This is a genomic window from Haloterrigena gelatinilytica (assembly GCF_013342145.1).
In the GTDB taxonomy this organism is placed as follows: Archaea; Halobacteriota; Halobacteria; order Halobacteriales; family Natrialbaceae; genus Haloterrigena; species Haloterrigena gelatinilytica.
Genome location: NZ_JABUQZ010000002.1, coordinates 50,600 through 65,028, shown reverse-complemented (window position 1 = coordinate 65,028; position 14,429 = coordinate 50,600). Strand labels below are relative to the sequence as shown.

Genomic DNA, 14,429 nt, shown 5'->3' with positions numbered 1-14,429 from the left:
GATCGCCGCCGTTCGTTCACCGGAAACCCGGTGTGTCGAACCGAAAGCCGATCTCGCCGTCAAAGCCCGCCGAGACGGAGCGGAGAGACGGCGTAGCGGGCCGTCACTCAACTGCGGGCACTGCCCGGTCGTCGACGCGCTGGTTGCGCCCGACTCCCGCCGACCGTCGATGCGAATACGTCACGAACGCCGATACTCACGAGATGTTAAAGAAGGGCCATATGAACCCGAGCGACGATGCGAACGCGTCGATCCCCTCCGACTACGATGGGAACGACGAGTATTCCGGCGGCGAGCGGCCGCCGCTCGGGGGAGGGTGTACGGACGTGATGCCGGACGTACCGGTCGAGGGCCTCTACGAGGGATCGAACGATCGCTACTACACCCACTGGCAGCTCAGGCGGCGGCTTCGAACCGACCGCTGGACGCCGTGCATGCGACAGCGCGATCCGGACCGACGGCTGGTGGAAACGAGCGACGGCTCCTTGCTGTTGCTGACGCCGACCGACGACCTCCCCGCGTGGGTCGAGCTCCGAATCGACGACCGCGGCGCTCGCGTCGTCGACACGCGGCGGCCGGTCCCGAACGGTTCGCTGCCGAAGTAGTCGCCGCCGCCGATTGTGACAGCTGCGGCGGGCCGCCGATAAGCGGCGAATATGTGAACCGATAGGAACTGGCCGTCGGCCGCGAGAGCCGTCGGTGTGAAGCGACGCGCGTTTCTCGGGGCCGTCGGCTCGCTCACCTCGGTCGGCACGCTCGCGTATACGACTCGAGAGCCGGTCGAGAGCCTCGAGATCCGCGTCTGGCTCTCGAGCGGCGCCGCGGAGTACGACGGCGTCGCCGAGCGGCTTCGGGAGTACCTCGAGCGGATCTTCGATCTCGAGTACTGGACGCTCGACCTCTCGATCGGCGGCACCGTCGACGTCTCGACCGAAAACGGGGCGCGCGTCACGAGTCACGGAGAGTGGCCGCTGACGCTCGCGACGGGCGCGGTGGGAGCGCCCGCGGTCACCCCCGTCGCCGACGTCAACCTGCTCGTCACGGACGGCCAGATGCGACGGACGCCGACCGGGTACGGGCTCCCGCACGTCGCGTCGGTCGGCGGCGCCCGGCACCTCGCCGCGCTCGCGTCGTTCGACGACCTGCTCTCGACGCCGGCAGCGGACGCCGAGCGAGTTATCGTGCCGAACGAACCGGCCACGCGCTCGATACAGGTGCTCGTCCACGAGATCGGCCACGCGCTCGGGCTGGATCACGAACACGGCGTCTCCTTCCGGCACGGGGGCGCGATCGTCGCGACGCCGATGTTGAGCAGTTACGCCTGGAACGGCGACGCCGACGTCGACCGCTCGGCGTGCGGGCGTCCGTATCCGGAGCCGGCGCATCGACCGCGAAAACTCAGTCTGGAATTCTCCGCGTGCGCGCGACGCGAACTCGCCGCGTACAGCGGCAGCGGGCTCGGATAAGCGAGGAGAGCAGTGGAACGCGGGAGTCGAAAGCCGGCTCCGACCGTCCTCGAGGTCGGCTCATCGGCGCTATCGGCGGCCGGCCGGCGACACAACGTCACGCTACTCGCAGCTTCGAGGCGGATCGTCCGAACGGACCGAGGCAGAAACGGATTACTCGTCGTCGTCGCTGTCGTCCTCGCCGCGGACGAAACTCGCCTGCGGGTCGTTGTCGTCGACTCCGCCGGCGCTGGGCCCTTCGATGAGCGACTCGAAGTCGTCAACCTCGTCGTACTGGTCGCGATAGACGAGCGCCGCCTTACCCGACGACGTAATCTCGTACAGTCCGGACCGTTCGGCCGGACCGATCTTGCGGACCAGCCCGTAATCTTCGAGTACCGGTAACCGAGTATTGATGTTCTTGCGGCTCTTCCCCGTGTGTTCGGCGAGATTCGTTGCGACGTTTCGGCCTTTCTCCTCGAGCGCCTCAAGGATCAGGAAATCAGTAGGTTGACGCAGTTTCACTATCGTTCACTCTCGGTACGAACTATATTTCCAGTGGTAACTAATAGTTTCGGCTTTATCGATTGGGTTATACGTCAGGAAAGGTGTTGAAAACGAGAGATAGCCTCGAATAATCGATCGGAGTCACTCAGTAGTGACCGGCTAAACGGTTTTCGTATCGGCGTCGAGACCGACGGCGATCTCGAGACCGGCCGACGGTAATCAGCCGGTGTCACCGGAGGACGCTGGCCGGTGTCGCCGTGGCAGCGAACGCGGACGGACGTGTTCTCGATATCGCTTAGGACCCGGAGTAATCATCCGTCGACCCGTCGACCGCGATCGCGGCTCCGGCCGGCGTACTCGCTTGCGACTCGGTCCGCTCGAGGGTTTCGGTCGTGATCGATGCGAGCCACTCCAAGAATCGAGCGACGGCGTCGGGCGAGTCGAGCCGATAGGAGGCGGCCGACGGCTCGTCGCCGCCGACGCGAATCCCGATCCCGTCGGATTCGACGGTCCGGAACGCCGATTCGTCGGTCACGTCGTCGCCGATATAGATCGGGACGGCCCCCGGCGGCATATCGGCCGCGATCAACGCGACCGCGTTCCCCTTCCCCCACGGGATCGACGGCCCGATCTCGAGGATGCGCTTCCCGGAGGACACCTCGAGGGCGTCGCCGCCGAACCGGTCGACGACCGCGTGCGTCCGCCGCTGGACGATCGGCCGCATCGCCGGCGGCACGGATCGGTAGTGGACCGTCCCGGTCAATCGCTTGTTTTCGATTCGGGCGTTCGGGATCGGCGCGAGCACCGACTCGAGGATCCCGCACACCTCGTCGATGCGCGCGGCGCGTTTGCGCGCGACCGGGTGGACGGCGAGCGAGTCGTTTCGCTCGAGTTCGAGCCCGTGGTTGCCGGCGTAGATTGACGGGCCGTCGATGCGCTCGCGAACGTCGGCCAGCGCGCGACCGCTGACGATCGCCGTCGAGACCGCCGGATCGGCCGACAGCGACGCGACCGCCGCTTCGTTTTCCGCCGTCGGCGCCGCCGCGTCGGGGTCCTCGACGATCGGCGCGAGCGTGCCGTCGAAGTCCAGACAGCAACACAGCCTCGAGCCGGCGGCGAGTCGCGACCGGATCCGGTCCCGCGCCTCGTCGACCGGACGGGGAGGGGTATCGTCCGACATCGATCACGCTGTCGAGGGGTGTTCGTTCGTGTCACCGTCCGAGTTCGACCGGGACTCCGATCGGGAGTCGCCGACGCGGTCGGTGCTCCGGCCCGCGTCGGTATCCGAACCGGCGTCGGAACCGGGACCGCGATCGGGATCGGAGTCGGAGCCGGAGCCGCGAGCCCCGCCGTCACGTCGTTTATCGGCGTGGACCCGGCGAATCCAGTCGAACTGGGTCTCCATCCACCACTCGAGGTCGCCGTCGAAGACGCGGTTTCGGAGCGTGTTCATCCGGCGTTGGCGCTCGCGGGGCGCCATCGTGACCGCCGCCTCGAGTTGCGACGCGAAGCCGTCGACGTCGGTCGGGTCGATCGTCAGCGCGTGCGACCCGAGCCGCTCGTGGGCTCCGGTTCCCTCGCTCAGGACGAGCACACCGTCGCCGTCGACGCTCGCGGCGACGTACTCCTGGGCGACCAGGTTCATCCCGTCGACCAGGGGGCTCACGACCATCAGGTCAGCGCGGCGATAGAGCCCGGACAGTTCCTCGTTCGAGAGGTAGTCTTCGGTGTAGACGATCGGCTCCCAGTCGTCGGTTCCGAACCGCCGGTTGATTCGCGTCACTTCGCTCCTGACGAGGTCGCCGTGGCGCTGGTAGGCGTCGATATCGGTCCGGGACGGCGTCGCCGTCTGGAGGAACGTAAACTCGCCGTGCCACCCCGGATTGCGCTCGAGGAGCCGTTCGATCGCGGCCAGCCGTTCGGGGATCCCCTTCGAGTAATCGAGGCGGTCGACGCCGAGTCCGATGACGTTCTCGCGGGAGATGTCGTAGCGGTCGAACAGCGACGACAGCTGGTCCGACTCGACCGCCCGCGCGTTCCCGTCGTGAGTCGGCGCGTCGACGCCCATGGGCGTCGCGACGATCCGCGTCGTCTCCCCGCCGTAGGCGACGGTTCGCTGGGTCCGATCGACGTCTGCCCCCGGCAGGTATCGCTCGACGCAGTCGAGGAACCGTTCGACGTAGCGGTCGACGTGAAAGCCGAGCAGGTCGTTGCCGAGCAGACCCTGGAGGATCGCCCGGCCGGCCGGGCAGTGCTGGAACGAGGCCGGCGTCGGCCACGGAATGTGCCAGAACTGGGCGACGGTCGTCGATCGGGGAACCGACTCCCGGATCATCCGCGGCGCGAGGCCGAAGTGGTAGTCCTGGACCCAGACGATCGAGTCGGCCTCGGCGTGTTCGGCCACTGCGTCGGCGAAGCGCTCGTTTACCGTCCGGTACCACTCGAAATCGTTCGATCGGTTCTCGACGAGATCGACGAAGCCGTGACAGAGCGGCCAGAGCACGCGATTGCTGAACCCGTAGTAGTAGGAGTCGACCGCCTCCTCCGAGAGATCGATCCGCTGGAGGGTGTACGACTCGTCGTCCGGCGGCACCGCGATACAGCCGTCGTCGTCGGCGACGTCGAAGTCGGCCTCGCCGTCGCCCCAGGCGATCCAGGTCCCCTCGGAGGCCTGGACAACGGGATCGAGACCGGCCGTCAGACCGCCCGTCGGCTCGTCGACCGTAATCGACGACGTACCGGTCGATCGGTCGCCGTCGCCACCGGAGTCTTCGGACGCCGTATCGTACTCGTGGCGGTACGGCTGGCGGTTCGAAACGACGATTAGAGAACCGGGACAGACGGACCCGTCGGACCGCGAATCCGCAGTCGAACGGCCGTATCCGTCCGTCCGTAACTGACGATTGCTCGGATGCGTCGACGGCAACCGCGCATCGATAGATCGCATTCGCTGCTATTGACAACCTCGTCCCGGGTCGGTTCGCGGCCTGCAACCGCATGGGAGTCATATAGGCGCTGCTACCTATCGATATCCGTTGACGGGCGCTGCACGGCGATTTCCGGCCGGTCGCGGCAGTATCAATTCGCGTCGGTACTCCGGCTCGAGAGCGGGACCGCCGTCCCGACCGAACGTTCTTTCCGCGGCCGGCCGAATCCCCGCGTATGCGATCCCCGTTCGAACGCCGTCTCGAGGCGTGTCAGCGCCGACTCGAGCGCGTCGACGCCGCGCTGGCCGCCCTCGTGCCGGGCCCGAATCTCACCTACCTGACCGGCTTCGAGGAATCGCCGTCGGAACGCCACCTGTTGCTGTTCGTCCCGCGGGTCGGCGATCCGGTCGTCGTCGCGCCGGCGATGTACGATGCCCAACTTCGGACGCTGCCGATCGAAACGCTGGCGGTACGGCTGTGGGACGACGATGACGACCCGCTCGAGGAGATCGAGGCAGTGCTGGCGGAGCTACTGCCGGCGGGCGACGGGGATCCCGGCTCGTCGCGGGACGGCGACGCGCCGACGATCCTCGTCGACGACCGCATGTGGGCGACGTTCACGCAGGATCTGCGGGCGTGTGCGCCGGCGGCGACGTTCGACCTCGCCAGTCGCGTTCTCGAGGACCTCCGGATCCGGAAGGACGACGTCGAACTCGAGGCGCTCCGACGGGCCGGGGAAATCGCGGACCGCGTTTCGCTCGAAATCCGTTCGCGCGGGACCGAACTGGTCGGGCGGACGGAAGCGGAGCTGGCGAGCGAGATCGAGCGGCTGCTCGCCGAGTACGGCGGCGGCGATCCGGCGTTCGAGACGATCGTCGCGTCGGGACCGAACGGCGCCCGACCCCACCACCACAGCGGCGACCGGGAGATCGAACGCGGCGATCCGATCGTGCTGGACTTCGGGGCGTTCGTCGACGCCGACCTCGAGGACGGAACCGGCCGCTACCCCGGCGATCAGACGCGAACGATCGTCGTCGGCGACGCGCCCGGGGACGAGTACGATCGGTACGAACGGGTACACGAGGTCGTCCGCGAGGCCCATCGGGCCGCCGTCGAAGCTGTCGAACCCGGCGCGACCGCCGGCGCGGTCGATCGGGCGGCGCGATCGGTCATCGAGGACGCCGGTTACGGCGACGAATTCGTCCACCGAACCGGACACGGCGTCGGCCTCGAGGTCCACGAACCGCCCTACATCGTCGCGGACAACGACCGGAAACTCGAGCCCGGGATGGTCTTCAGCGTCGAACCGGGGATCTACCTCGAGGGCGAGTTCGGCGTCCGGATCGAGGACCTTGTCGTCGTCACCGAGGACGGCGCCGAGCGACTGAACGAGTCGCCGCGCGGCTGGGAGACCGGGAGCGGCGTTCAGTAAGCGCGGAGACACCGAGTTTCCGTTGAAAACACACCGCGTTTCCACTGAATCCGGCGCGGCTCGCCATCGGAACCGACACCGGATTTCCACTGAAACGGCCGGGAAGCCGGCCTGACTGCCGACGGACGTCGGTGCGTCGCGAAGGGACGATTACGCGTCGTCGGTCTCGACGAGCACCTTCCGAACGACGTCCGGATCCTCGAGCAGTTGGTGTTCGGTGTAGCTTCCCTCGGCGCTGCCGCCGCTCTGGCGGGACTGCTCGATGATATCGAGGAACGCGTGTTCCTTCAGGAGGTCGCGGACGCGACGCAGGGAGAGCGTGTCCGATCCCTCCTGCCGACAGATCTCCTCGTAGACGTCGAAGATTCTGGTCGTCCGAAAGCCGTCCTCGTCGGGCGTGTTGAGCGCGAGAACTGCGAGAGCTTGCAGGACGTACCGGGAGTGGGGCGTCGATCCCCGAATGAGTTCCCGGAACCGGTCGGTCTCGGCCCGTTCGCGGGCCTGAACGACGTACTCCTCGCGAACCGTTTCGCTGCCGTTCGATTGGGCGATCTCGCCGGCGTAGCGGAGGATGTCGATCGCCTTCCGCGCGTCGCCGTGTTCCCGGGCCGCCAGCGCCGCGGCCCGGGGGATGACCGAGGGCTCGAGGACGCCGTCCTTGAACGCGTCGCTGCGAGCTTGCATGATGTCCCGGAGCTGGTTCGCGTCGTAGGGCGGGAAGACGAACTCCCGCTCGCAGAGGCTGGACTTGACCCGCTCGTCCATCCGGTCCTTGTACTTGATCTTGTTGCTGATCCCGATAACGCCGATCTTGCAGTTCTCGAGTTTGCCGGCCTCGCCCGCGCGCGAGAGTTGCATGAGGATGTCGTCGTCGTCGAGCTTGTCGACCTCGTCCAGGATGATGAGGACGACCTCGTACTGGGAGTCCAGCACCGTCCAGAGGCGCTTGTAGTAGGTCGACGTGCTGAGCCCCTTGTCGGGGATCTTGATGTCGGTCCGGTCGGAATCGTTCAGCGAGTGGGCGATCGTCTGGACCGCCTGCGTCTCCGTGCTGTCTTGGGCGCAGTCGACGTAGGCGAACTCCGCGGTGACGCCTTCCTCCGTCGCGACGCGGACCAGCCGTTCGGAGATGTGTTTCGCACAGAGGGATTTGCCGGTACCCGTCTTCCCGTAGATGAGCAGGTTGCTCGGACTCTGCCCGAAGATCGCCGGGTTGACTGCGTTGGCGAGATCGGCGATCTCGTCGTCCCGGCCGACGATCCGCCCCTCCTCCGGGAGGTGGTTGATCTCGAGCAGCTCCTTGTTCTCGAAGATGGGGTCGTCACGGGTAAACAGGTCGTCGCCGGAACTCGACATGATCGTAGACACCACGTTTCCGGTGAAACGTCTTTATTGTTTGGACTCGAGGTGGGTTCGTCGCTCACAACGGTAAATTACGGGCGAAAGAGAGCGTTTCAAGCGATTATATAGTAGTTAGGGTAGCGGAATCGGCGGGCGAAGACACACACACCACGTTTCCGGTGAACGGGGAAAATCGGGGGAGGGGGTTCCAGTTGAAACGGGGGTTGAGATTCATCGGAAACTCGGTGTGGTGTCGAACTTGCGACGGAGAGGAGCAGCGTAGAGCGATCAGTATACCGGCGTATCAGCGGTAATACGGCCGGTATGCCGGCCGTAGAGGGTATTCGATAGGCTCGCTAGACGCGAATTCGTGCCGCCTTCCGATCGTGACAGCTGCTCGAGTCAGATCGGTGGTCCCAACACGACTCGAGAGAAGACCAGAGAAGGACTGCACCGAGAAGGAAGCCGACGGGAACCGTATGGAGGATTCTATCGACGCTTTAGAGGTATCTTCTGCACGAAGCGACAAAGCAATGAGAGGATTTCCGGTGAAAGAGCTGTCGTCGACTAACGTCGACTTTCTTCATCTGTTTTCTACTCAATGGACTTTTTACTGTGCAGTGTATTATAGTTATTGATATGCTAGGAAAGGAAACCGTGACACTAGGGATCCGGAAAACAACTTCCAACTGTTGTCTGAATCCTATCGTAAGTGCAGACAAATCTACAAGTCGCCAGGAATATCTTCTGAATAGTCTCTTTTCCCTCGAATCTTAGGCAACCCGTTCTATTCTCTCTCGCTCTGAAACGCTCAGTTCTTTTCCCCCTTCGAACCCTCTTTCACCGGAAACGTGGTGTGTGTCTCTCCTTTCTTCCCCCCGCCCCTTCTCATCGCGTTTCACCGGAAACGTGGTGTGCGCGCGCTGGCAGTACGACCGTTATCACGATATCTGTTCACAATTCGCAATTCGAGCACCACCTGTGCTTGAACTAACCAATCGATCCGAACTGGCTCGAGACCGTACTGCTCGAGCGGACATCCGGATTTGCTACTCGATTATTCACCACTCGATTATTCACCGAAAGTGCGTTCACCGGAAACGTGGTGTGTCCGTGAGGGGGTGTTACGATCTTCCGTCCATCCATCTCCTCAATACCGTCCTCGCGCTCCGCCGTCCCACCTTCACCGGAAACGTGGTGTGTCACTGCGAGGCCGCCCGCGGCGCGGCACCGCCTCGAGAATCGACCGTTCAGCGGCGTGTTATTTCACCGGAAACGTGGTGTGTGAGTTAGAGGGACGACTACCGGTGTGGGGACGTCGATCGACGTCGCCGCTATCGGTCAGTAGTAGTAGAGCTCGAGTTCGTGACCGCAGTTCCGACAGGCCGTCTCCCGACCTTGCAGTCGGTTCGCGGTGCGATCGTCGTGGATTCCCGGCCCAGGGGGAACGGATGCGTTGACCGTTGCCTCGCACTCGGGACAACCGATACGCATCTCTGAGCGGTTTGACTGGGACATGCATCCGAGATTGGGGAGAATTCCGCATAGTTATACCAACCGTACGTTCGCTCAGCATCAGATTTCAATCGTTTCACTACTGTAGTATCGAATTTACACGAACTGAACAGTTCGGAACGGGCCGCAGTCGTTCCGTCCACTGATCGCGTTAGGAGACGGTATACTGCACGTCGTCGAAGTCGAAAAACGCGGTTTCGTAGCCGTCGTGGCGCGCTACCTGTGGCGGACGGTCGACGGCGACGGTGAGTTCGTCGCCGCTCTCGAGGCGCTCGAGATCCAGGCCGTAGTGGTGGCCGAACTCGGGATCGATCGTCTCCGCGAGCGACTCGCCCTCGAGGACGGTCGTTCCGTCGCGCTCGACCGTAGCGCTCAGCGTCGCGGACGGGAGGCTCACGTCGTTGTACGGCGTTCGGGGGCAGACGACGAGATAGTCGCCGTCGCCGGCCACCCGATCGTCGCTCGCCCGGATCGCGGTGATCTTCGCGTCCGCGCTGCGTTCGGTCCCGAGCCGTTCGCCGGGTAGGTCCGAAACTGGCGGCCCGTCGGAGGTCGGGGCGTGCCCGGGGCCGTGCTCGTCGTGGCCGCCGTGGTCGTGTCCGCTGGGATCCATCAGTTCGTGGGCCTCGCGGGCGCCCCGCCGCTCCTCGTCGACCATATTGAACTCGAGGTCGTGAATGTCCGAGCGCTCGAACTCGAACTCGACCTCGAGCGTGCTCGTCTCCTCGAACCGACCCTCGAACGCGCCGGTCCGCTCGGTCGTGACCGGACCGACCCGCACGCGGGCGGTGTAGGTTCCTTCCTCGGGTAGCGTGACGTTGTCGCCGTAGTGGGTCCCCATCCGTTGGGAGAGCATCGACCACGGCGTCAGCCGTTCGACGACCGAGCCGTCGTCGCGCCGGAGCTCGAGGTCGGTATTCACCGGAAGGATGGTGTCCGTCTCCTCGTCCCAGACGGTCAGCATGAGGTGCATGCTGTCGTCGGTGTCCACGTCGATCCGCTGAGTGTCGCCGGAGACGGTCCAGAACCGGTGGGGAATCGTATAGGAGAGTTCGACGGCGTACTCGCCGTCGCTCGCGCGACCGTAGTGGCCCATCTCCTCCTTGCTGGAGGGCAGGTAGACCGCGTCGGGGCGATCCTCCACGAGCGGCGGGTTGTCCCACGCCGACTCCTCTTCGAAACCCAGGCGCTCGAGACAGCCGGCGACCGCGGCGGTACCGGCGACGGCCGTACCACGGAGAAAGGCCCGACGGTTCATCGTCCGCGTCTTGGAGCGGCAGCCGCAAAACCCCTGTTGGTTCACCCCTCGAATCGCGGACTCGAGGTTCTTCGATAGTACTTTTCATACGCGCGTAGTGGTCGGTTCGTCACTGACGTCCACCGCTGTCGATCAGCCCGTCGGCGTCGGTCGAGCCGCCGCCGGCGTGCCGCGTTGATCCGTGCCGATCCGTGTCGTTGCGCGCCGTATTCGGTGAGTGAACCAACGAACCTTTGATCGCGCGCTGCTACGTCTCTCGTATGGAACGGCGGACGTATCTCGGGTCACTCGGAGTCGCAGGTTTCGCGGGTATCGCCGGCTGTCTCAACAGTTTGGGTCTCGGAGATAGCAACACGGCCCTCCAACCGGCCGACGATCATCCGTCCGATCCCAGCTATCCGAGCCACGGCGACGAGTTCCCGTCGTTTTCGATTCCCGACCCGGTCGCCGGAACGACCGTCTCGCTCGAGGACTTCGTCGGCGAACGGTCCTTCCTGCTGACGTACTTCTACACCTCGTGTCCGGACGGCGTCTGTCCGGCGCTGTTGACGCGGCTGCAGTGGGTCCAGGAAGACGCCGCCGAGCGCGACTACGCGGACGATATCGCCCTGCTCGCGTTCACGTTCGATCCGAAAAACGACACCGCCGAGGCGTTGAAGGACCACGCCGAGGGACAGCACCTCGACTACGAGGCCGACAACTTCCACTTCCTCCGGCCCGAAACCAACGAGGAGGCAAAACAGATCATGGAAGAGAAGTTCGGCATGCCGATCACGACCGCCGACGAGGCGAACGACGGCGACGAAAGCGCCGAGGACGACGGTCACGACGGCAACGAGAGTCACGACGACGGGAACCACGGCGGCAACGAGAGCCACGACGGCAACGAGAGTCACGGCGACGGCGCCCACGCCGGTCACACCGAAATCGTCCACAGCAAACGGATCACGCTCGTCAACGAGGACGGCTACGTCGAGCGCGCCTATCCGAAAGCCGTCCAGTCCGAGATGGCCGTGACCAAAGACCAGCTCCTCGAGGACGTCGGCACGGTCGTCGGGGTGGAGTGAGGATGCGCCGGCGAGAACTCCTCGCTGGACTGGGTAGCGCGGGCGTAGTCGTCGGTGGCGGCGCCGCGGCGGTGTACGGGCTCCCGTCGGTCGATCGCCTCCTCGACGAGAACGAGGACGACTCGCGCGAACCGATCGAGATCGAGACGATCGACGCGCCCGGAAGCGACGCCGGAACGATTTCGATCCCCGACCTGGGTCGCGTGACGTTCGTCGATTTCTTCGGCACCTGGTGTGGGCCCTGTATCGAACAGATGCCGGCGCTCGGCGAGGCCGCCGCGCAGTTCGGCGACGAGGTCCTGTTCTGTTCGGTCACCAACGAGTCGATCCCCGAGGCGGAACTGGCCGACTGGTGGGACGAGCACGGCGGGAGCTGGACGGTGGGGGTCGATCCCTCGGCCGAACTCACCTCGGAATACCCCGGCGGCGTGCCCCGGGCCGTCGCCCTCGACGACGGGGGCGTCGTGCAGTGGTCCGGTACGGGGATCAAGAGCGCCGACGAACTCGTCGACGGGATCGAACGGGCAATCGCGGAAAGCGACGTCGAATCGGCATGATCTCCGACGCGTCGCTGCTCACGCCGATCGCCTTCGCGCTGACCGCGGGGATCGCGACGTTCTTCTCGCCGTGTTCGTATCCCCTCTTGCCGGGGTACGTCGGCTTTTACGTGAGCCAGACGGAGGGCGACGAGGCGTCCCTGTCCGGCGCGCTCGGTCGCGGTCTCGTGGCCGGGCTCGGCGTCCTCGGGACGTTCGCCGCCCTCCTGGTCGCCGCCTACTGGGTCGGCCACTCGCGGCTCTCGGGGATCGTCCTCTTCGAACCGATCGTCGGCGCGATCCTGATCGCGTTCGGGGTGTTGATCCTCTTCGACCGGGCTCCCTCGCTCTCGGTGACCTTACCGAAACGCCGCTCGAGCGTGCTCGGCTTCGCGGTCTTCGGCGCGGGTTACGCGCTGGCGGCGGCGGGCTGCGTGGCGCCGCTGTTTATCGGCGTCGTCGCACAGGCGGTCTCGCTCCCGCCGGTCTCGGCGGCGCTGGTCGTCGGCACCTACGTCGGCAGCATCGTCATGTTGATGGTCTCGCTGACCGTCGCGACGGGGATGGGGCTGGTCGCCGGCGCCGGCCGACTGGCCGCGTACAGCAGGCTCCTCGAGCGACTCGCGGGCGTCGTCATGATCGTCGCCGGACTCGGCCAGCTGTACCTCGCCGTCGTCGTCCTCGACGTCATTTCGGTGCCGACTGTGCCGTGGTAGCGGCCGGCGTGGCCGCAAGCGTTCGTCTTCGCCGTCCCCATTCACACGCAAGGCAAGCCGTCGTTGCGCTCGTGTCCCTATCTAAGAAGGATGGACTCCAAACGACCCGACGTTCGACTGGACGACTCGCCCGACGAAGACGGAATCGTGACGAAACGGGACGACTCGTCCGCGACGTCGCAGTCCGATTCGCTGCTCGAGCGCCTGCGCAGTCTTCTGGGACGGTAGCCGTTGGATTACGGCTCCTCGAGCAATCCGAGATCGTCGGCGGCCAAGTCAGCGATGCGTTCGGCGATGTCGGGATCGACGGTCGCTACGTCCTCGCCGTCGTGGAGCTGCGCGTTGTGTCGCTCGACCGCGTCGGCGACGTCCGGCAGCGACACGCGGGAGGTCGTCTCGCACTCGGGGCAGACGATCGGTACCTGCGGCTCGTCCGAGTCGTTCGGAGCTGTCATGTCCCCTCCTCTCGAGCGCACCGTCAAAAATCGCACTGGTTGGGTGTCGAACGGACCGGACGGCGTCAGCCCGCCCGCCGGACGGCGACGAGCGCCGCGGCCGTCAGCGCGACGACGACCGCGGGGACGCCGAACCCGGGCATCTCGCTGCTCCCGTCGTCGTCGCCCCCGTCGTCGCCGTTCGTCTCGTCCGCGGGCGACGTTTCGGTCTCGTTGTCGGGATCGCTGGTATTCTCGCCGTCGGTCGAATTGGTGTCGCCGTCGTTCGTGCCGTCGTCAACGGCGGAGCCGCCGTCGGCACCCGTCACGTCGCCGTCGAGTTGGAGGACGACGATGACCTGGCCGTGCGAGCCGTCGGGTTCGTAGGTCCAACCGCCCCCGGCTTCCTCGTAGGGCTCGGCGGCTTCGAGCGGGTCGATGTCCGTCTCCCACGTGTCGTGGGCCTTCTGGATGTAGCCGACGACCTCGATCTTGTCGGCGTGCTCGCCGCTGACTTGCGCCTCGCCGTACTCGATCGTCGCGTTCTCGGGGTGGCCGTGCATCTCGATGGTGTGGGAGTCCATGTAGCCGTCGCCCTGCGGGAGATCGTCGGTCGTGCCGAACTGGTCGGCGTCGAGCGGTCGATCGTAGTGCTCGGTCAGCGGAAGCTGGACAGTCACCGGGTCGGCGTGTGAGTGCCACGACGTCGTCTCGCCGGTCGGAATCGTGACGGTCGTGTTGGGAACGGTTTCGCCGACGATCGGCTCGCCCGCCTCGTTGAGCAGCGTCACGCCGATTTTCCCGGAGCCGTCGCCGAGATACGGCGACCGGTACTCGTCTCGCGGGTTGACGTAGCTGACCCAGTCTCCGTTGCTGGCCTCGTAGTACAGTTCGCCTTCCTCGGGCGCCGGCTCGACGTACGCCTCTTCCGAGACGGTCTCATTGGCGGTCTGATCGACGGCGCCGGCGGTCCCGGCCGCTGCGACGAGGATCCAGACCACGGCCAGTCCGAGACCGAGCGCGAGGAGCGCGTTCCGCTTGTTCGAACGGTCGCGGCCGCGCGTTCCGACCACGGTCACTCACCCCCTCTGGCTTCGAACCTCGGGCGGTCGATTCCGTTACCAGTTTGGGACGATGACTGTCCCCCTTCGATATAGATCATCGAATCGAGGTACCGAATCGGTCGTTCTTTATATACGCCGCATACCCGACCGGTATCGGCCGGCTACGGAAAGTAGGCGGTCACTGAAA

The 14,429-nt window shown here is 65.4% G+C and carries 14 protein-coding genes; 7 read left to right on the top strand and 7 right to left on the bottom strand.

Features of this window, described 5'->3' with window-relative positions:
* Positions 1-221 precede the first annotated feature (221 nt).
* Together HTZ84_RS21500 and HTZ84_RS21495 are read left to right on the top strand one after the other, a co-directional pair.
* Positions 222-605, top strand: a complete 384-nt coding sequence (locus HTZ84_RS21500; RefSeq protein WP_309138839.1) for a hypothetical protein — start codon at positions 222-224, stop codon at positions 603-605.
* Between the two features lie 96 nt (positions 606-701).
* Positions 702-1,466, top strand: coding sequence for a peptidase M10A and M12B matrixin and adamalysin (locus HTZ84_RS21495; RefSeq protein WP_174682691.1), 765 nt, complete (start codon positions 702-704; stop codon positions 1,464-1,466).
* Positions 1,467-1,619: 153 nt separating this feature from the next.
* Here the strand turns inward: HTZ84_RS21495 and HTZ84_RS21490 are convergent, their stop codons facing one another.
* From HTZ84_RS21490 to HTZ84_RS21480, 3 genes are all read right to left on the bottom strand, one after another.
* Positions 1,620-1,970, bottom strand: coding sequence for a winged helix-turn-helix domain-containing protein (locus tag HTZ84_RS21490; protein WP_174682690.1), 351 nt, complete (start codon positions 1,968-1,970; stop codon positions 1,620-1,622).
* A 277-nt stretch (positions 1,971-2,247) separates the two neighbouring features.
* Positions 2,248-3,132: a trehalose-phosphatase gene (gene otsB / locus HTZ84_RS21485; protein ID WP_174682689.1), complete on the bottom strand. Its 885-nt coding sequence runs from the start codon at positions 3,130-3,132 to the stop codon at positions 2,248-2,250.
* A gap of 3 nt (positions 3,133-3,135) precedes the next feature.
* Complete coding sequence (locus tag HTZ84_RS21480; protein WP_174682688.1) at positions 3,136-4,899, bottom strand: alpha,alpha-trehalose-phosphate synthase (UDP-forming); 1,764 nt, start codon at positions 4,897-4,899, stop codon at positions 3,136-3,138.
* Positions 4,900-5,114: 215 nt separating this feature from the next.
* On the opposite strand from HTZ84_RS21480, the gene HTZ84_RS21475 reads away from it, so the two are divergent.
* On the top strand, positions 5,115-6,311 hold the full coding sequence (locus HTZ84_RS21475; protein WP_174682687.1) for an aminopeptidase P family protein: 1,197 nt from the start codon (positions 5,115-5,117) through the stop codon (positions 6,309-6,311).
* Between the two features lie 150 nt (positions 6,312-6,461).
* On the opposite strand, the gene HTZ84_RS21470 is transcribed toward HTZ84_RS21475, so the two are convergent.
* Both HTZ84_RS21470 and HTZ84_RS21465 read right to left on the bottom strand, forming a co-directional pair.
* Positions 6,462-7,667 carry a Cdc6/Cdc18 family protein gene (locus tag HTZ84_RS21470; RefSeq protein ID WP_174682686.1) on the bottom strand — a complete coding sequence of 402 codons (1,206 nt, stop codon included), beginning with the start codon at positions 7,665-7,667 and terminating at the stop codon, positions 6,462-6,464.
* A gap of 1,651 nt (positions 7,668-9,318) precedes the next feature.
* Positions 9,319-10,425, bottom strand: a complete 1,107-nt coding sequence (locus HTZ84_RS21465) for a DUF7350 domain-containing protein (RefSeq protein WP_174682685.1) — start codon at positions 10,423-10,425, stop codon at positions 9,319-9,321.
* 260 nt (positions 10,426-10,685) lie between these two features.
* Here HTZ84_RS21465 and HTZ84_RS21460 point away from each other — a divergent pair, with 260 nt between their 5' ends.
* The 4 genes from HTZ84_RS21460 (at position 10,686) to HTZ84_RS21445 (ending at position 12,972) form a co-directional block, all read left to right on the top strand.
* A complete protein-coding gene (locus tag HTZ84_RS21460; protein WP_174682684.1) occupies positions 10,686-11,492 on the top strand; it encodes an SCO family protein in 807 nt (268 codons plus the stop codon).
* Between the two features lie 2 nt (positions 11,493-11,494).
* On the top strand, positions 11,495-12,049 hold the full coding sequence (locus tag HTZ84_RS21455) for a TlpA family protein disulfide reductase (RefSeq protein ID WP_174682683.1): 555 nt from the start codon (positions 11,495-11,497) through the stop codon (positions 12,047-12,049).
* On the top strand, positions 12,046-12,744 hold the full coding sequence (locus tag HTZ84_RS21450; protein WP_174682682.1) for a cytochrome c biogenesis CcdA family protein: 699 nt from the start codon (positions 12,046-12,048) through the stop codon (positions 12,742-12,744). The genes HTZ84_RS21455 and HTZ84_RS21450 overlap by 4 nt, the downstream gene beginning before the upstream one ends.
* Positions 12,745-12,834: 90 nt before the next feature.
* On the top strand, positions 12,835-12,972 hold the full coding sequence (locus HTZ84_RS21445) for a hypothetical protein (protein ID WP_174682681.1): 138 nt from the start codon (positions 12,835-12,837) through the stop codon (positions 12,970-12,972).
* An 8-nt stretch (positions 12,973-12,980) separates the two neighbouring features.
* Here HTZ84_RS21445 and HTZ84_RS21440 read toward each other — a convergent pair whose 3' ends face one another.
* Both HTZ84_RS21440 and HTZ84_RS21435 read right to left on the bottom strand, forming a co-directional pair.
* Positions 12,981-13,199 (bottom strand): hypothetical protein, encoded by a 219-nt coding sequence (locus HTZ84_RS21440; protein WP_174682680.1) that lies wholly within the window; start codon positions 13,197-13,199, stop codon positions 12,981-12,983.
* A gap of 65 nt (positions 13,200-13,264) precedes the next feature.
* Positions 13,265-14,257 (bottom strand): PGF-CTERM sorting domain-containing protein, encoded by a 993-nt coding sequence (locus HTZ84_RS21435; protein WP_394353300.1) that lies wholly within the window; start codon positions 14,255-14,257, stop codon positions 13,265-13,267.
* Positions 14,258-14,429 lie beyond the last annotated feature (172 nt).